The organism is Paenibacillus allorhizosphaerae (genome assembly GCF_042659105.1).
Classification (GTDB): domain Bacteria; phylum Bacillota; class Bacilli; order Paenibacillales; family NBRC-103111; genus Paenibacillus_G; species Paenibacillus_G allorhizosphaerae.
In genome coordinates this window covers 443,037-460,455 of sequence record NZ_JBHSRV010000002.1, presented here as the reverse complement: position 1 = coordinate 460,455, position 17,419 = coordinate 443,037, and the positions used below count along the sequence as shown (strand labels likewise).

The window sequence follows — 17,419 nt, the reverse complement described above, 5'->3', positions numbered from 1 at the left end:
ATGGAGCAACCTTCTGCAAAAGAAGTGGATCCCCATGTTGATAAAAGAAAAAGCCCCGATCGTTTCCGATCGGAGCGTATATCGATTTTTATGGAATATTTCAGAGTAAAAGCAAAGGGATGTTACGTCGTTTCCAGCTCTCCTACGAGACGATCGAACAAGGACAACAAATCGGTGATCGGCTCCGGTGTCAACAGATCGACGCCTGTATTGCGGAGCAGCTCCAGCGGGTACTCCGAGCCGCCGCTCTTCAGGAACGTCAAGTACGACTGGACCGTTTCCTGATCCCCGTCCAGTATCCGCGTAGCGATGCTGATCGCGGAAGCGATGCCGGTAGCGTATTTATATACATAGAACGCGTTATAAAAATGTGGAATGCGCGACCAGCCGTATTTCAACTCGGGATCGAGCACCACCTGCTCGCCGTTATAGGTGCGGAACAACGATTCATACGTTTCGCTGAACGAATCCGCGGTAAGCGCTTCTCCGCGCATCGCCTTCTCGTGGACGATTTTCTCGAATTCGGCGAACATGACCTGCGTGAAAAAGGTACCTTTGATCGTATCGATAAAATGATTGACCAAGTATCGCTTCAGCTTCGCGTCCGCCGTGTTGTTCAAAAGATGATGAATGAGAAGCACTTCGTTGACCGTACTCGCCACCTCGGCTACGAAAATCGTGTACTGCGCGGAAATTTTCGGCTGATTGGCGTCGGACAAATACGAGTGCAGCGCATGCCCCATTTCGTGGGCAAGCGTAAACATGCTGTCAAGCGTGTTGTTATGATTGAGCAGCACATACGGATGCGTGCCGTAAGGCCCCCAGCAGTATGCCCCCGACCGCTTTCCCTGCGTCTCCCGCACATCGATCCATCCCGACGTTTTCGCCTGCTTCAAAATGCTTATGTATTCTTCGCCAAGCGGCGCAAGTCCGGCCAGCACCGTGTCGTAAGCCTCCTCATACGGCTTAACCAGCTCAAAATCCTCTACGAGCGGCACGCTCAAATCGTAGACGCGCAGTTCGTCCAGACCTAGTCTTTTTTTCCGATAGTCGACATATCGGTACATCGGAGCCAAATGATCGCGCGTCGTCTGGATCAAGTTTTCATAAACCGACACCGGTACGTTATCCGCAAATAAAGAGCGCTGCAGCGGCGATTCGTAATTTCGCATTTTCGAGAACAGCACGTTGTTTTTCGCCGAGGCGCCCAGCGTGGCCGCGATCGTATTCTTCAAGCCGACGTAAGGCTTGTAGTACGCTTTGAACGCTTCGGCGCGGCGCTCCCGGTTATGGCTCTCCAAAATGCGGGAATACATCCCCCGGGTCAGCGTCACTTTCTTTCCGTTCTCGTCGGTTACTTCGCCAAATTGAATGTCCGCGTTGTTGATCATGCCGAATACCGTTTTGGGGACGGACATTACTTCGCCCAGTTGCGAAAGCACTTCTTCCTTCTCCTTGCTCAACACGTGCGGTTTATATTTAAATTCCTCGTACAAATCTTTCTTGAAGTAGTCGAGTCCCTGTTCTTCCTCAATGTACCGGTCGAGCGTCTCCTTCTCCATGCTGAGCAGAAACGGACGGAAGAAGGACGTGGCGGATTTGATCGTAACGCCCAAGCTTCTGGCCTTATCGACAAACGCCTGCGCTTCGGTTACCCGCGTATCTTCGTCCTGTTTGAGCGAGGCGTAGACGAACAGCTTCTCGTAAACAAACGATAAGTCCTCATTCAGCTTCAAGAAAGCAAGCAGTCCGGCCGCATCGTGAATGTTATCCTGAAAAGCCTCAATCTCTTTGCTTAATGCCTGTGCACGGTCATAGTCTTCCTCCCATTGTGACGTATCCGCATAAATATGCGTTAAATCCCATTTTTCGTGTGCTGAGACATCCGATCGTTGCAGTTGATCGCTCATCGGGGGAACACTTCCTTTTTTATAATAGTGGTGGTATAACCTATCCCATTCTTATGATATTCGCGGATTTCAATTGAAACCCTTTATTTTCCACCATTTCTCGTTTACAGAAGTTTAATGCAATAAGGATTGACATTGAATAAAGCAGATAATAAACTTATTTGTGCAAATACAAGCGTATTCAAGCATAAAATCGATACATACAAACACAAGCACGGCGGTCCAACCTGCCGCTTCGCCTGAAGCGGTATGAAACAGGAACATCTACAACGTAAAGGAGTGATTCCTATGGGCAAGCAGTTTCATGATCATGATCACCTCGACCGGCCGCAGCTAGAGTCGAATGGAACGCGAATCAGCCGCAGAAAGCTGATCGCTTCGCTCGGAACGGTAGGCTTGGCCAGCATGGCCGTATCCGCCGGCGTCTACAGCCAATCGGTGAGTGAGAGCGTCTACGGGCCGCCGGATGCGCCCGATTCCCCCAATAACAAGCGGCCTGCCGTCAGCACCACCATAGCGGCGCTGCGTGCGGAATCGCGCCCCTTGCATTCCGACTTGTTCTACGTCACCGACCCGAAACGCGAAGGCTTCTTCGTACACGACCCGAACGATCAGATTACGGCGGACAATAACGGCACCGTCCTTGTAACCGCTTCCGGAGCGAGGCTGAAGCGCATCGTGGAAGGAAATACCGTCTCCGCGACTTGGTTCGGCGCCATCGGCGATGGAACGCATGACGATACGTCCGCCCTTCAGGCCGCATTGAACGAAGCCGTCAACCGGTCGTATACGATCGTCACTATTCCTTCAGGCACGTACAAGCTGACGCAAGAGCTGTTTCTGGTCAAAAACACGAGCGTCGTCATGGAGCAAAAGACCGAGCTGCTTCGCAGCCATGGAAATAATATATTTCGCAACTACCGCACATCCGACGTCTTCAACGGCTACGAGGGCAATGGAAACATTACGATCGAGAACGGTATCCTGAACTGCAATGCGCTGCAATATCCCCATATCGCAAGCGGGATGGCGTTCGCCCATGCCGAGTGCGTTACTTTGCGCAATGTGACGATCAAAGATCTTCCTTCGGGGCATGCCGTGGAGCTGACCGCGATGAAGAACGTAACGTTCGACCGCTGTTCGTTCCTCGGATTCTCCCATGACGGCTCCAAATATTATTCCGAGGCGATACAGATCGAAACGGCGACGCAGGCCGGTTTCATCGGGTACTCCAAAGATCATACGACGACTCGCGACGTGACCGTCCAGAACTGTTATTTCGGCAACAGCAGCACGCCGGGCATGGTTCCGTGGCCATGCGGCATCGGGGCGCACGGGTCTTCCTATAACGGCTATTACGACCGGATCCTCGTCGTCAACAATACATTCGACGGTTCCTCTTATTGGTCGATCCGTCCGTTCAAATGGACGAACTCCGTTATTACGGGGAACGTCATGAACAATGTCAGCGGCGGCATCTTCGTCACGATGCCTGCTCCCGGCTCCGAATCGACGAAAGACGTGAACGGTGTCGTCCAGCCAACGCAGCCGGCCAGCAGCGTCGTGATCGCCGACAATATTATCAATACGGCCAGCAACACCGGCATTTACGTCGAAGGGCAAATCTCCGTAAATATTCATAAAATCATCGTTACGGGAAATATCATACATAAGACGGGCGGACATGCCGTCAACATCAAGGCATGCAACAATGGGATTATCGCCGACAATATGATCGAAATCAGCAGTAAAAACGGCTTCATTGTGGCGGATTGCAGTAACACCGTATTCAGCGGCAACATCGTCCGGGACGTCACATTTTACGGTTTCAACGTGAGCGGCTCCTGCAAAATGCTGACGATCGAAAACAATAAAATTACGAATGCCAGTCAAACCGGCAACAACGTCTACGACGGCATCATGCTGACGGGCACCGGCTCGGATTTACGCATCATCCATAATGTCATCCGTACCGATCTGGGGAAAGCGAGACCGAGATACGGCCTCAATATTCATCGAACAAACGAAAAAGTCGTCCGCTATGGGAACGACTTGAGATGCGACGCGGTATCGGGCGCTTTGAGCGACCTCTCCCCTGCTCCCGTCACGAGCCAGGAAGATTTATTGTCCTGATACGGTCATATTGATTTTCGGCTTTTTCACGGGATCGATGATGCCCAGAAGGCGAACCAGATGTTCGTAAGCCACGGCGACGCAGCCTAGTGTCGGCGTATCGCCGCTCTTCCAGCGATGAAGGAATATCGCGCTTCCTTTGCCTTTGACGACCGGATCCTCATTATACTTGATGATAATGGCGTGGGTGTAGAGCGGATCGGTTAGCCGCTCGAATGATTTCCAACGTTCCGAAGCGTTTCCTTCGTAGTGCACCCAGCGGTTATAGTCATCGGACTCCGGATCGTCGACCCAGTAATCATGCTCGGTCACGATCCGGTAAGGGAGAGCCGTGCCTTCCGGCGCAGGCGATGTCCCGAACGCCTCGCCCAATTCGTAAAGCCCTTGAGGCGTTTTCTGATCGCCTTCTACTTTATGAGCGTCGATGCCGTGCTTTCCTACGACGGCGGGGATGTTTTCCATCGTCTGAACCCAGCCCGCCCCGTCGTTCTGGTAAACCGCAAGCACGGCGCGGATGGACGTCGGGCTCTCGCTTTCTACGGTAATCAACTGCCGGCAAATCGCTGACGTATCGCTTACATTCGTCATCGCGTACCTCCTGATATTCGTTTCTTGTTGCAGCACACGCAGAACCACCTCCACTGCATCGTCAAAGGGCGATGCAGTGGAGGTGGCTTGTCAAACGCATTCGAGCAGTTCTTCCATACGGTATAGCACGTGAGTGGCTATATAGTCCGGCGGAAGCGGAACCGCGGCAAGCGACGGGCTCTCCGCTTTTAATTTATTCTCGCAGATCGCGATAAATTCTTCACTCGCCGAACGCTTCTCGATCGGAAGCTTCCGCAGCGCTTCCGGAAGGTCGCGGTAAATGAACATGGACGGAACCCCGAGCCGGTTGGCCAAATAGACGTCGTGATCGAGACGGTCGCCAACATGCGCCACCAGCTCGCCGGATTGCCGCAGCTCACGCACCATGTCAATGTTCGGTTTGCCGCAGCCGACCTTTTCCGGCGTAATGATCTCGTCGAACCATTCGGCAAGTCCCAGCTCTTTCATTACGGGAAACTGGTATTTATAAAATCCGTTGGTCGCTACCGCTAAGGAATATCCTTTTTGTTTCAGTTTCTCGAGCGTCGTCAGGATCGTATCTTCGAGCAAATAGATTTTCGGCTGCACCGAATGCTTGAGCACCAACTGCTCGATATCGATATCGAGCTTTACGTTCAATTGCCCCATCAACTGCTGAAGCATCTCGTCCCAATCGTAAGCGGCGACGGTTTCATTGCGATCCATGCGGGACTCATGCTCACGGACGAGCGCCTTTCGGACTTCGTAAGGCTCGCTCAAGCCGGCGGAGACAAGTGCTTCCACCTCCGGAAAAATCCACTTGCCAAACGGGTTTTGCATCAGCGTGCCGTCCAGATCAAACGTTATCCATCGTTTCATTACTTCACCGCTCCTGACGTCATTCCTTCAATAAGCTGCTTGGATGCTAGCAAGAAAGCGATAATCATCGGGAGCGATGACAGCGTCAAGCCGCAGAACAGCAAGTTCCAATCCGTATCGTGCTCGCCGAACAAGGTCAGCATGCCGAGCGGAATCGTGTTTAATTCCGAGCTTTTGATAAAAATAAGCGGGTAAAAAAAGTCGTTCCAAATGCCGATCAAATCGACGATGCTGACGGTTGCCAGCGCCGGGCGCATCAGCGGCAGCACGATTTTGTAATAAACCTGAAAGTCGTTGCAGCCGTCGATCCGCGCGCTTTGGTCCAAATCTTTCGGCAGCGTCCCGAAAAATCCATAGAATACGAACACCGCAAACGATATATGACCGGCCACGTAGACGATGATCAGCGAGGCGTACGTGTCGAGCAGATGGAGCTTCAGCATCATCATGTAGAGCGGCGAAATCGCCAGCTTCATCGGCAGCATCAGACCGAGCATGAAGAAGAACAGCAGCGCCCCGTTCCAGCGGAACGAATAGCGGGACAAGTAAAATGCGGCCATCGACGAGACGAGCAAAATGAACAGTACGGAGACCACGCTGACGAATACGCTGTTTAAGAAATTATCGGCGAAATGGATCTCTTTCCAAACCATAATGTAGTTTTCGAGCGAAAACCGGCTTGGCAGCGCGAGCGGCTGCGTCGTAATTTCTTGCTTCGTCTTAAACGACGAGGCGATCATCAGAAATATGGGATAGATCGACACCAATGCGAAAAATGTCAGGATGATGTATTTTAAAGATTGCTGCAGTCGCAGAGCCATGTCTAACCTCCAAGGATGAATCCCGGGTCCTGCTTTCCCATACCCGAGTTTGGCAAATTTTCTAGTGCTCGACTTCCTTGCGTTTAAAGAAGAACATCGAGATGGCCGTAGCTCCTGAGATCAAGATAAGCAATACGACGGCCAGCGCCGAACCAAGACCGATCGAGTCTCCTCCGCTTACGGAACCGAAGGCTAAACGGTAGAAGTATAGTCCCAATACGTCGGTTGAAAAATACGGCGAACCGGACGAGCCCTGCATCGCAAAAATAAGCTCAAACGTTTCGAATGCCCCGATAAAGGTCAGAATGGTCATGATCATGATGGACGGCATCGCAAGCGGAATCGTGATCTTGAAAATCATTGTCCAACCAGATGCTCCGTCAATGCGGGCCGCTTCGTAAATTTCAGTCGAGATCGCCTGCAGGCCGACAAGGAAGATGAGCATCGCAAAGCCAAAACCATACCAGCTGTTAACCAGGATGATCGAATTCAGTGCAGTCTTCGGATCTCCGAGCCAAGGCCTAGCCCAGCTCTCCAGGCCGATGACGGTCAAAATTTGATTGAGCGCCCCGTAAGAGGGATTCAAAATCAAGCTGAACAAGTAACCTACAACGATGACGGACAATAATTTCGGCAGGAAAAAGAGCGCCTTGAACAGTTCTTTTCCTTTGATTTTGCTGTTGATCATCATTGCAAGCGCAAACGCGATAACGAGCTTGAACACCATCGTGCCGACAAAATAGATGACATTGTGTCCCAAAGCCCGGGAAAACGTTTCTTTAAATGGCGATTCGGTAAACAGTCGAATAAAGTTTTGCAACCCGATAAAGTCGCCCCGCACAAGCCCCTTCCAGGAGAAGAAGCTGTTTAGCAGTGCCTGAAAAATCGGGTAAACCATGAAACCTACATAAAACAGAAGCGACGGAAGCAAAAACAGGTGCACCAGATGCTTCGTAAATCGTTTCTTTTTCGCTGCTTTCGGTTTCAGTGCATCGAGTTCCTTGGCGCGATCGATAGCCGTCATAAGCTGCTCCTTTGCTTTGCAGTATTCGCGTAAAGATGTAATTAAGGACTTTGCGCTTCGCCCGGCGACGGAAAAAGCGCGGCGGCAATTTCATCATGCAGTGTGCGGCGCAGGTGGCGAACCGGATTGTTGCGACCGAAATGCACCGCATTCGTTAAAAAGACGACCGCGAGCTCGCGGACAGGGTCGATCCACAGGCTTGTACCGGTAAACCCGGTGTGACCGAAGCTGCCCTTGGTCCACGTGGCGCCGCAGCTGGCGGGAATTTTATCCGGATCCTGCCATACTTCCCAGCCGATGCCCCGGTTTTGAAACGGATCCTGAACGCATTCGCGAAGAAGCTCGGGCGGAAGAAGCGCCGCTTTCTCCGGATGCAGCCAAAACTGCGCGTAACGGGTCAAGTCCTCCGCCGTTCCGAACAGGCCGGCGCTGCCGGAAACGCCGCCGAGATGCAAGCATTTCTCGTCATGCACTTCCCCGTGCACATAAACGCCGTCCACAAGCTCCGTCGCGGCAATCCGCGGCTTGAGGCTTGCATCGGGGTTAAAGCTTACGCTGTCCATGCCAAGCGGCTCGAAGATGCTGCGCTGCACAAAGCGGTCGAGCGGCTCGCCGGAAACCCGCGCAATGATTTCTCCGGCCAAAATCATGCCGAGGTCGCTATACGTGACCTCCGTTCCCGGCGGGGCGACCGATTCCTGCTGCAATACTTCGGATAAAACATCGCGTCCTTGAGCGGCGCGGTTTTTGTATGGTAGATCGGCGCGCAGGCCTGACGTATGCATTAGCAAGTGTTTTATCGTAATGTCCGGATACGCGAATTCGGCAATAAATTGGTTAACCGGATCATCCAGTTTGAGCTTTCCCTGCGCAACTAACGTCAGCATCGCAGGAAGCGTGGATACGACTTTGGTCAAAGACGCAAGGTCGAATAACGTATCGAGTCCGATTGGATTATCACGAATTCCGTCGGAATACGAACCGTACGCTTTTTGAAATTGAAAGCGATTGGCCACGGTGACGCTTAACACGCCACCGGGTATTTTATGCTCACGAACCCATTCGTCAACCAAAACGTCAAAGCGATACATGCGTGTTAGCCCCTTATCCATTACATTGATGCTGCATTATGTCCAGTATCGTCTCGATGTGCAATGTTCTTCAGCAAGCCGGAACCCGCTAAGTTCAACGAGCTCCACGGCACCTTTCGAATCCGGCGAATGCAGCATCCGGTTCCCGCCGGCGTAAATACCGACATGGTGAACTCTTCCTTTTCCTTTGTCATGCGCGAAAAAGAGCAAATCTCCCGGCTCCAGCGATTCGTTCGCGATCGCCCGACCTTCACGGGCTTGATCGGAAGCGTCCCGCGGAATCAGAATGCCTTGCGACTTGTACATGCTGCAGGCGAAGCCGGAGCAGTCGTAACCGAAAGCGGACATGCCTCCCCATAAGTAAGGCAGCCCCAGAAAACTCATTGCTTGATCGACGATGCGGAACCCGGCATGCAGGTGTTCCGGTGCCTGTTGCCCGATTCCGTCGCCAATGATTCGCACATCCTTGGCGGCGAGAACCCCGATGCCGTCGTCCGGTGTACGGACGATGATTTCTTCCCCTGCCGTTTCTATGACCGGCAAACGCGTCAGATAGCTGATCTGAATCGGAGCCGCCCCGGAGCGGGATTGCAATCCGGCCCGCGGTGAGACCACTTCAGCCCAAATGCCACCCGTTGTCGTGTCCGGCGCATGCGTCAATTGACGCTTCGGCAGCCAACCCGGGTAGCCGAGCATATTTTTGGAAGTGAGCTGATCCGGAATCCGGACACTGACCCATTCACCCTTTTCTTCCGTAACGGTAACTTCCGAACCGTACAGCAGCTGCGTCTGCACCCGATTCGCATCGCTCAGGTCCAGCTTATCCTCCAGCGTCATCGATGCCAGCCAGCCTTCGATATTCGCCGGGTTTGCCGTTGCAGGCTCATCCAGCGGTCTGGGCGATTCGGGAGAAGTCCATACGGTTGCAACGGACACGGCTACCTGCATTTTCCTCGATCCGCTCATCAAACGACCTCCATGCCGAATGTGTTCACCACATCTTGAATGCCGAGACCCGGTGCCTTAGGAAATGTCATGAAGCGGCCGTCGTACTGTACCCCTCCGATGACGGGATCCTCTCGCAGCATCAGCGGCGCGTCGAGATCTACTCGCGTAATATTGCGTTTGCTTGCTGCCAGATGGGCAGCGGCCGTCGCGGCAATGCGCGATTCGATCATGCTTCCCACCATGCATTCTACGCCGTATTCCTCCGCCAACTGATTAATGATCTGCGCTTTATAAATGCCTCCGGCTTTCATCAGCTTGATATTAATCATATCGGCCGCGCGGCGCCTTAGAACCTCGAATGCCTGCAAAGGTGAAAATACCCCTTCGTCTACCATAATGACCGTTTCGACCGAATCGGTCACGTATTTCAATCCTTCCAGATCATGCGCCTTGACCGGCTGTTCTACAAGCTCAAGGTCCAGCCCCATCTCTTCCATGCGGCGGATCGCTTTCACCGCTTCCTTCGCCTGCCAGCCTTGATTCGCATCGACCCTGATTTTGATCTCGTCCCCGACGCGGCGCCGAACTTCTTGAATTCGCTTGATGTCGTCCTCGATCCGGCCTTTGCCAACTTTTATTTTCAATACGCTAAAGCCGGCCTCCACATAACGCTCGGCGTCCTCGCCCATTTCTTCCGGCGCGTTCACGCTCACCGTATAGTCCGTTTCCAAAATCTCCTTGCTTCCGCCGAGAAATTGATACAGCGGCAATCCGCAGTACTGGGATACAAGATCGTAAATGGCCATATCGACCGCCGCTTTCGCGCTGCTGCAGCCGACCATGGCATGGTGCAAGGATTGCAACAACGGCTCGTAAGCGAGCACGTTTTTGCCTGTCAGCAGCGGTGCGAACACTTCCGTAATCGCGGACTCGATGCTCGCCAGGCTGTCGCCGGTGATGACCAGAGTAGGGGGGGCTTCCCCCCACCCGACTCTGCCGTCATCCGTTACGATCCGCACGATGATGGAATCGGCGCGGTGTACAGTTCGAAGCGACGTAATAAACGGCTTTTTTAAAGGAACGGACTGGCGTATGACTTCCACTTTTTGAATTTCCAACTGGGCCGCCCTCCAAAGCGCTGTTTATTTTTGAGGCTTGAACCATTTGTCGGCGGATGCTTGCGTATCTTGCGCTACTTTATCCACCGTCAGCTTGCCGATGTACATCCCTTGCAGCGAATCTTCAAATGTTGTTTTCGTCGTCGGCGTACCTTGACTAAAGTTCGTGAGCAGCAAGTAAGGCGTGCTGCTTTTCTCGCTGAGCGTCGCCATTCTCTTAAGCAGAGGATGTTTCGGCTCAACGCCTTTGATCGGGCTTACCCGGGTAAGCTCGTCGCTGAACAATTGACCGAACTGCTTCGAAGCGATAAATTCGATGAACTTCTTCGCTTGTTCCGGGTACTTGGAGCTTTTCGCAATAGCATAGGAACCGTCAACCCAAGTTGCGATTTGCGCCGGCTCGCCCTTCTTGGCGGAAAGCCCAGGGATAAAGTCGATCGGGAAGTCCACTTTGTTCGCTTCGAATGTCTCGATCCGGTGGCTGCCGTTGATGTACATAGCGGCTTTGCCGGTGTAAAACAATGCTTGTGCGTCCTTATCCTCAAGCGCCACGAAATCTTTAGGGAAGAACGTATCGAGTTGCTTCATCCGGTTAATGGAATCGACAAATTTGGCATCGGTAAATTTCGTTGTCCCTTTAAGCAAGGCTTGTACATAATCGTTGCCACCGTAAGCGCTCGGTCCGATAACGGTGTGCGTCATAGAGAGCAGATAAGCCGCTTTGCCCGATTGCGCGATCGGAACAATGTTTTTGCTCTTCAGCGTTTCGCCGACTTTGACGAATTCGTCCCAAGTCTCCGGCACTTGAATGTTGTTGTCTGTGAAAATTTTCTTGTTGTAGAAAATGACCGCATTGTTCAGCATGAACGGTACGCCGTATACTTTATTGTCGCTGCCTCTGGCCGCGTCCAAGTATGCGCTTGGAATTCCATCGAGGCCTTTTACGCCATCGACAGGTACCAGGTAATTCGCATCCGCCAGCGCTCTCGCGCCGTCATACGGGCGAAGCTGCAAAATGTCGACGCCGATGCCGGATTGCAGCGAATTGGCCAAAATCGTGTTGTACTCCGTCGATTTGAGTGGTTTGAAATCCACTTTGATGTCCGGGTTGTCTTTCTCGAATGCCGCAATAATTTTTGCGTAGCCTTCTTTGTCTTCCGGTCTCCAGCTGTACATCGTCAGCTTCACCGGATCCCCCTTCGGTTTGCTTACTTCGCCCCCTGCTCCCGCTTTTGCATCATTTGGTGTGGAAGCGTTTCCACACGCACTTGCCAGTGCAGTAGTCAACAGAAGCATCGAACTGAAAATTAACTTGCTCCGTTTCATTTTTACGTCCTCCTCGGAAAAGTCGTCCTCTTCAACTATGATTATATAAAATTATGTTTCTTATTGTAAACAGTTTCGTGAAATTTTGTTTCTTGTTTTTTTCAATCATTTCCATAATTCATTTACATAACGGAATTATAACAAAAAAGACCGACCGCCAATACGGGGTCGGCACATGCAATATTTTACTGTTATTCGTACCACGGATTAATGTGAATTAACACTTCATCCACGTCAGCGTGCCTGTCGGTAATTGCCTTTTTGATTTTCCTCGAGATGTCGTGTCCTTCTTGAATCGTCTTGTCGCCCGGCACGCTGACGCGAACGTCCACCAAAATGTAGTGACCGTGCTCTCTTGCGCGCAGCCGGTCGATGCGTTTGACTTCGGGCACCGACATCACAAGCGCCGCGTATTGCTCGAGCTTCTCTTGGCTAACCGCCTTCTCCATCAGCACATCGGACGCTTCCTGTCCCATGTGGTAAGCCAGCTTAAGCACGAGTACGGATACGATTATACCGGCGAACGGATCTCCGTATGTCAAGTAGTGCAGCCCGTAATGCTCGCCGATCAGGGCGAGCCCGATGCCGGCAACCGCCGCGAGTGATGCATACACGTCGGCCAGATGGTCGTAAGCGGTCGCGATCAAGCCTTTACTGTTGGCGCTTTTGCCTATGCGAATCGTGTATACATACAAAATCTGCTTCCATATTAGCGAAACGACAGCGGCGATCAGCGCGGCTACGCTCGCCCTCGCAGGCTCTTCGAAAAATGCGGTGACCGATTCGTATGCGATATACAGCGCCGCGATCGCGAGTATGATTGCTACGATGCCCGAGCTGAGCACTTCCGCCTTGCCGTGTCCGTAAGGATGATCTTCGTCCGCCGGGCGCTTGGAAATGCGCATGGAAGTGAGCGATGCCGCCGTCGCGATGACGTCTCCCGCGTTATGAACGCCGTCGGCGAGAAGCACCTGGCTGTTGAATATAAAACCTACGACCAGCTTCATGACCGTTAATACAATATTGCTGATCAGACTTATCCACGCCGCAATCATCGACGCATTGTTACCTTGACCCATCTTTTATTACCCCCGCCAGAACTTTTTCCCCAAGGAAACAAAAAACCTTGACCGTCTCCGGTCAAGGTTTGGTAGCCATTGGCATTGTATAAGTTCGAAATGTACACCGTGAATTATTCGCACGCACTATCCATCACCACATTCATAATATAAGCGTTAGATCAATATAGCATACATTCGTCGATACGGCAAAGTGTCTTTCGCATATTTTAGAAACGACTGCGTCGGGGGATAGATCCAATTTTCGCGCGAGACCGTGGTAGCCCGCTCTCCTTATTCAGCCGTGCCGGCGCGGTTCGCTGCCATCGGCGCACGCATATACGTTGCGAGCGGCTCGATTCCCGCTTCCTGAACGCATTCCGCTACCAGCCTCGCAATCTCGATCGCCCCTCGCTCTGAAAAATAGGTGTTGTCCTGCAGCCCCTCCGGGAAGTTTACACATTCGCCAGGCGCTGCCCAAAGGAAAATGTGTTTCGTCGCATCCTCGCCGAGCCGCTCGAAATACGTTTTGCTTCGCGCCGCCAAATCGATATACGGCACACGCTCCGCCTCGGCCAGCTGCTTCATCGCTTCGATATAATCGCCATGCGTATTGCGGATGTTCCCTTGCTCGTCGAAAAACCGTCTGTGCATCGGGGATACAAGGACGGGATAAGCGCCGCGATGTCTTGCCCCGTCGATATACAATTTCAAATGCTGCTGATACGTCGAAAACGGCTCCGTTCCGCCGTCGTTGTCTTTCTCGTCGTTGTGGGCGAATTGAACGAGCAGCACATCGGAAGGCCTCAGTTTCTTCCATATTTTATTCAGACGGCTTTCACTAATGAAGCTCTTGGAGCTTCGGCCCGAACGGGCCTGGTTCGATACGGCGATATCGGATGTCAAAAATAAACCTATCATTTGTCCCCAGCCGGAATATGGATACTGGCCGGAGGGCTGATCCGTCACCGTGGAATCCCCGGCCAAATAAAGCGTCGGCAGGACCGGGGCCCGTTCGATTTCAACGGATCGGATCTTTGGCGCGGCGCCAGCCACTGCAAGCTTGAGTTGTCCGTCTTCCACGTGAACGGCGAACGACCTGCGAACCGTTTTGCCCGGCGGCAATGCGAAGTCTTTCAACAGGATATGTCCTAATCCCGCTTTCACCGTCGTATCCGATGCCGATTCTTCGCTCCCCAGCGTGATCGTTACTTTATAGTTCCCGTACGGGACGTCGATAAGCAAAGTGGGTACCGGCTGATCGAAGTAGTCGCCGGGCCAGGAATCCCGCAAATCCTCGTTCTTCGAAGCTTCCGCAGCCACGGTAAAACCGAATCCCGAAACCGGATCGTACGGATCGTCAAGTGCGAGCCTGGTCCATCCCGGTTCCTCATCCCGCTGCGCATCGTTGATCGCAAACTTCCACTGTATGTTCATATTCATTTTCCTTTCGCGCAAAGGCGTAAACTAAAAAGACCACCAGCCAAGGCCGATGGTTGAATCGGATCGATTCCGTTCATTTCGCTTCCGCTAGCTTCTGATTCGCCTGCTCTTCCATTTCGCGCGCCACCGTATTTACATCCTTAGAGCCGGTAGCAAGCTCCTTTCTGGCATTGTCCGGAAAGGCGCGGATCAAGTTTTCGTTCTTGGTGATCAAGTAAGGCGCCCCAGGCTTCGTCTTGAATAACGCCTGGCTGTTCTTTCCTTTATATTGCGCCACTTGCGTCCCATAGCTTTTTTTGATTTCTTCGTTCTTCAACACGCTAGGCGTCCCGAGTTGGCTCATTTTCATCTGAACTTCATCGGATGTAATCACTTTCAGCACTTCCATGGCGGCATCCTTGTTTTTACTGACGCTGGAAACGGCGAGCATATGAATATCGACCGAGCGGCCCTGGCCCAAACGCTCCTTGAAATTCGGCACCGTTACCATATCCCAATTCATGCCCTCCAGCTCCTTCTGCGCATTCAGCACCTGCAGTGCCCAGACGGGAAGCATCGCTACCACTTTGTCTTTCACAAAACCGTTCATGCCGTAATCGAATTTGCCGTTCTGTACGTAGCCGGGAGCCGAATATGCGTTTTTGAACTGGGCGAAAATACGTTTCCAATCCTCGTTATTGAACAGCGACTTGTTCGCCTTTTCGTCCAAATAAGTCAAAGAAATGCCCGAAGCCATATTCGAAACCGTCCCCGGATCAAATCCGATGTATTGAACGCCATTGTCCACACGCGTCAGCTTGCGGCCAAGATCGGTGACTTCGTCCCAGGTCATGCCGTCCTTCGGGTACGGCACGCCGAAACGGTCGAAAATATCCTTGTTGTAGAGCAGCGCGCCATAATTGGCCGAGAACGGAATGCCGTACATCTCCCCGTTGTTCCCGAACAGCTTGATCGCATCGGTGCTCCACGGCTCAAATCGGCCTAAATCGACGTTATGCTTTTTAAATAAATCGTTCATATTGTTTTGAAGATTCATCGTTAAATAAGAAATAAACCCTACGTTGCTGCCGTAGTACAAATCAGGGAACGAGCCGGCGGCAACGAGCTCCTCGAGCGTCGAGCCCTTCTCGTGCTTGATCACTTGAAGCGTTACATGCGGCAGCTTTTGCTTCAGCGGCTCGATTAAAAATTGCTGGATGCGGTCTTCGGATATATTGTTGAAGTGGTTGTACATGGTGACGGTGACCGGCTCTTTCGGTTTGTTATCCGCGGTTTTGTCCGTAGCGGAAGGATTGTCCGCCGTGGCGCTCTCTTTGGCGCAGCCGGCAAAGACGGAGGCCGTCATCGCGGTGACAAGCAGGAATGCGGTGAGTTTCGTTCTACTTTTCATCGTAGCTTTTCCCCTCTCGCTATATACGTCGGCTTATTGATTTCGCAGGCAACCATTTCGTTTCGTTTATCCTTAACATAACAAACCGTGAAGCCCAAAGTCTTTGCACGATGTTTCTCATTATTTGTACGAGGAATAACACGATGATCTCCATTATTTGCACACCTGCCGGTCATTCGGAAAAAGCCTTGTTTGCGAAAAAAGGAAAGCAGGATGCCGAGCAGCCGGATACAATCCCGTTGCCGCTGCGGCAGCCATGCGTATGAAAGAAGTGGCAGCCTTTGTGGGCGGATGCCTGACGAAAGAAGAGTATGAAGAAGAAGATGCCGCCGCTTGCACCGGATCAATCTCTTGGCGGCAACAGCGCGAGGCGTTCCTTGAAGCTGTCGCGCATTGTTTTATTCGTAGCCTGTAAATCGAAGCATATATGTAAGCCCGGCGCCAACTCGGTGCCGGGCAGCTTGGAGCCGACATCTCAAAGCCGGCTTAAGCGGAGTATATGTGCGGGTTCTGTCTGCGGCATTCCTCCATGACCGCCATCTGCAGCCTGACCTGCTGCGGCGTCACTTCGAGCGCTGCTCCGTCCACCATCGAACGGTGGAGCATCCGGTAAAATTCACCCGTCATGAAGTCGAAGGAAGATACGCCCGCAGGGAGCGACAATTCCCAATTGTCGTTATACCATGTAAGCGTTTCTTTGCAATACGCCGGATTTCCGTTCTGGTCGAACAACGGCTCCTGCGTAAGCTGTTGAGCCGGTGCTTCTTCCGGCTTGAAATATTTCCACTCCAACTTGTTCGTATTGCCGGTAAGCCCGCCGTTCGTTCCTTGAATATTGAATTGCGGTCTCGAATACGAGCAGCAGGACGAGATCTCCAGATCAATGACCGGTCGTCCCGGGGCGCGCATGATCAGTTTCACGTAGTCTTCGGCATCGCCGAACGTATTGGCGCGATCCATGACGCAGAGCACCTGCGGCATATCCGGCCCCAGCAGCTGCAGCGCCTGATCGACCGGGTGCGGGCCCGTGTTAAGAAGGTTGCCTCCGTTGTTGCTTTGCAGCGTCTGCCAGTCCCATCTGCGGGCGAATCCGTTGTTCGCAAAATCGACCTGCACAATGCGGCCCAGTACGCCGGAGTCGATCACTTTACGCAGCTGCACGTAAGCCGGCATGAAGCGGGATTGCTGAAAGACGGCGAGCATTTTCCCGGATTGCGCGGACGCCTCGATGAGCCGATCCACTTCTTCCGGCGTCTTGGCCAGCGGCTTTTCGCATAGCACGTTGAAGCCGCGGTTCAGCAGCTCGAGTGTGCTGGAGAAATGCAAATGGCTCGGGGATGCGTTGACGACAAGATCCAACTCTTCTTGCTCAACCATCTCGTTCCATGTAGCATACGCATTGCAGCCGTATTCCTTCTTCGCCCGCTCGCGCCGGTCCTCCAGACCGTCAGCTACCGCAGTTATTTTGAATAATTCCGGCCATTTGATCAAATTGTTCCCGTGAATGTTCCTACCGCTACGTCCTTGTCCGATGATCCCGACCTTCACCACGCGACCGCTCATTGAATTGTTCCTCCTCTTCGCCATTCCCGTTTAATGATAAGTACAAGTTCCCCTGATGATACTGCCACCTGTTCGTAACGGTTTCACCGTAAAATTCGCCGAGCCCGCTATCAAACGACTGGTAGTTCATTTCTGGTTCATATCCATA

At 52.5% G+C, this 17,419-nt stretch carries 15 protein-coding genes; 2 read left to right on the top strand and 13 right to left on the bottom strand.

Annotated features, from left to right (window positions below; genetic code table 11):
- Positions 1 to 122: 122 nt before the first annotated feature.
- Positions 123 to 1,910 carry an oligoendopeptidase F gene (pepF, locus tag ACFQI7_RS10640; RefSeq protein ID WP_218099278.1) on the bottom strand — a complete coding sequence of 596 codons (1,788 nt, stop codon included), beginning with the start codon at positions 1,908 to 1,910 and terminating at the stop codon, positions 123 to 125.
- 288 nt (positions 1,911 to 2,198) lie between these two features.
- Between pepF and ACFQI7_RS10635 the strand changes: the two genes are divergently transcribed.
- Positions 2,199 to 4,043 carry a right-handed parallel beta-helix repeat-containing protein gene (locus ACFQI7_RS10635; RefSeq protein ID WP_218099279.1) on the top strand — a complete coding sequence of 615 codons (1,845 nt, stop codon included), beginning with the start codon at positions 2,199 to 2,201 and terminating at the stop codon, positions 4,041 to 4,043.
- Here ACFQI7_RS10635 and ACFQI7_RS10630 read toward each other — a convergent pair.
- From ACFQI7_RS10630 to ACFQI7_RS10580, 11 genes are all read right to left on the bottom strand, one after another.
- Entirely contained in the window at positions 4,032 to 4,631 is a 600-nt protein-coding gene (locus ACFQI7_RS10630; RefSeq protein WP_218099280.1) for a L,D-transpeptidase family protein, read from the bottom strand. The genes ACFQI7_RS10635 and ACFQI7_RS10630 overlap by 12 nt on opposite strands.
- 90 nt (positions 4,632 to 4,721) lie before the next feature.
- A complete protein-coding gene (locus tag ACFQI7_RS10625) occupies positions 4,722 to 5,489 on the bottom strand; it encodes an HAD family hydrolase (RefSeq protein ID WP_218099281.1) in 768 nt (255 codons plus the stop codon).
- Positions 5,489 to 6,310 (bottom strand): carbohydrate ABC transporter permease, encoded by an 822-nt coding sequence (locus ACFQI7_RS10620; protein ID WP_218099282.1) that lies wholly within the window; start codon positions 6,308 to 6,310, stop codon positions 5,489 to 5,491. Before ACFQI7_RS10620 ends, ACFQI7_RS10625 begins: the two co-directional genes overlap by 1 nt.
- Before the next feature lie 61 nt (positions 6,311 to 6,371).
- Complete coding sequence (locus ACFQI7_RS10615) at positions 6,372 to 7,334, bottom strand: carbohydrate ABC transporter permease (protein WP_218099283.1); 963 nt, start codon at positions 7,332 to 7,334, stop codon at positions 6,372 to 6,374.
- 41 nt (positions 7,335 to 7,375) lie between these two features.
- Complete coding sequence (locus ACFQI7_RS10610) at positions 7,376 to 8,425, bottom strand: serine hydrolase domain-containing protein (RefSeq protein WP_218099284.1); 1,050 nt, start codon at positions 8,423 to 8,425, stop codon at positions 7,376 to 7,378.
- A 36-nt stretch (positions 8,426 to 8,461) separates the two neighbouring features.
- Entirely contained in the window at positions 8,462 to 9,391 is a 930-nt protein-coding gene (locus ACFQI7_RS10605; protein WP_218099285.1) for a C40 family peptidase, read from the bottom strand.
- Positions 9,391 to 10,491: a dipeptide epimerase gene (locus ACFQI7_RS10600; protein WP_218099286.1), complete on the bottom strand. Its 1,101-nt coding sequence runs from the start codon at positions 10,489 to 10,491 to the stop codon at positions 9,391 to 9,393. Before ACFQI7_RS10600 ends, ACFQI7_RS10605 begins: the two co-directional genes overlap by 1 nt.
- A gap of 24 nt (positions 10,492 to 10,515) precedes the next feature.
- Complete coding sequence (locus tag ACFQI7_RS10595) at positions 10,516 to 11,817, bottom strand: ABC transporter substrate-binding protein (protein WP_218099287.1); 1,302 nt, start codon at positions 11,815 to 11,817, stop codon at positions 10,516 to 10,518.
- 191 nt (positions 11,818 to 12,008) lie between these two features.
- Positions 12,009 to 12,896 carry a cation diffusion facilitator family transporter gene (locus tag ACFQI7_RS10590; protein ID WP_218099288.1) on the bottom strand — a complete coding sequence of 296 codons (888 nt, stop codon included), beginning with the start codon at positions 12,894 to 12,896 and terminating at the stop codon, positions 12,009 to 12,011.
- 273 nt (positions 12,897 to 13,169) lie between these two features.
- Complete coding sequence (locus ACFQI7_RS10585; protein WP_218099289.1) at positions 13,170 to 14,312, bottom strand: rhamnogalacturonan acetylesterase; 1,143 nt, start codon at positions 14,310 to 14,312, stop codon at positions 13,170 to 13,172.
- A 79-nt stretch (positions 14,313 to 14,391) separates the two neighbouring features.
- Positions 14,392 to 15,708 (bottom strand): ABC transporter substrate-binding protein, encoded by a 1,317-nt coding sequence (locus ACFQI7_RS10580; protein ID WP_218099290.1) that lies wholly within the window; start codon positions 15,706 to 15,708, stop codon positions 14,392 to 14,394.
- A 262-nt stretch (positions 15,709 to 15,970) separates the two neighbouring features.
- Here ACFQI7_RS10580 and ACFQI7_RS10575 point away from each other — a divergent pair, with 262 nt between their 5' ends.
- Positions 15,971 to 16,123: a hypothetical protein gene (locus ACFQI7_RS10575; RefSeq protein WP_218099291.1), complete on the top strand. Its 153-nt coding sequence runs from the start codon at positions 15,971 to 15,973 to the stop codon at positions 16,121 to 16,123.
- 71 nt (positions 16,124 to 16,194) lie between these two features.
- Here ACFQI7_RS10575 and ACFQI7_RS10570 read toward each other — a convergent pair whose 3' ends face one another.
- On the bottom strand, positions 16,195 to 17,271 hold the full coding sequence (locus ACFQI7_RS10570) for a Gfo/Idh/MocA family protein (RefSeq protein ID WP_218099292.1): 1,077 nt from the start codon (positions 17,269 to 17,271) through the stop codon (positions 16,195 to 16,197).
- Positions 17,272 to 17,419: the final 148 nt, after the last annotated feature.

Excerpts from the sequence above, each read along its gene's own strand:
- ACFQI7_RS10570 (WP_218099292.1), bottom strand. The coding sequence starts at position 17,271 with ATGAGCGGTCGCGTGGTGAAGGTCGGGATCATCGGACAAGGACGTAGC.
- ACFQI7_RS10625 (WP_218099281.1), bottom strand. The coding sequence starts at position 5,489 with ATGAAACGATGGATAACGTTTGATCTGGACGGCACGCTGATGCAAAAC.
- ACFQI7_RS10590 (WP_218099288.1), bottom strand. The coding sequence starts at position 12,896 with ATGGGTCAAGGTAACAATGCGTCGATGATTGCGGCGTGGATAAGTCTG.
- pepF (WP_218099278.1), bottom strand. The coding sequence starts at position 1,910 with ATGAGCGATCAACTGCAACGATCGGATGTCTCAGCACACGAAAAATGG.
- ACFQI7_RS10595 (WP_218099287.1), bottom strand. The coding sequence starts at position 11,817 with ATGAAACGGAGCAAGTTAATTTTCAGTTCGATGCTTCTGTTGACTACT.
- ACFQI7_RS10575 (WP_218099291.1), top strand. The coding sequence starts at position 15,971 with ATGAAAGAAGTGGCAGCCTTTGTGGGCGGATGCCTGACGAAAGAAGAG.
- ACFQI7_RS10585 (WP_218099289.1), bottom strand. The coding sequence starts at position 14,312 with ATGAACATACAGTGGAAGTTTGCGATCAACGATGCGCAGCGGGATGAG.
- ACFQI7_RS10630 (WP_218099280.1), bottom strand. The coding sequence starts at position 4,631 with ATGACGAATGTAAGCGATACGTCAGCGATTTGCCGGCAGTTGATTACC.
- ACFQI7_RS10635 (WP_218099279.1), top strand. The coding sequence starts at position 2,199 with ATGGGCAAGCAGTTTCATGATCATGATCACCTCGACCGGCCGCAGCTA.
- ACFQI7_RS10620 (WP_218099282.1), bottom strand. The coding sequence starts at position 6,310 with ATGGCTCTGCGACTGCAGCAATCTTTAAAATACATCATCCTGACATTT.
- ACFQI7_RS10615 (WP_218099283.1), bottom strand. The coding sequence starts at position 7,334 with ATGACGGCTATCGATCGCGCCAAGGAACTCGATGCACTGAAACCGAAA.
- ACFQI7_RS10580 (WP_218099290.1), bottom strand. The coding sequence starts at position 15,708 with ATGAAAAGTAGAACGAAACTCACCGCATTCCTGCTTGTCACCGCGATG.
- ACFQI7_RS10605 (WP_218099285.1), bottom strand. The coding sequence starts at position 9,391 with ATGAGCGGATCGAGGAAAATGCAGGTAGCCGTGTCCGTTGCAACCGTA.
- ACFQI7_RS10610 (WP_218099284.1), bottom strand. The coding sequence starts at position 8,425 with ATGTATCGCTTTGACGTTTTGGTTGACGAATGGGTTCGTGAGCATAAA.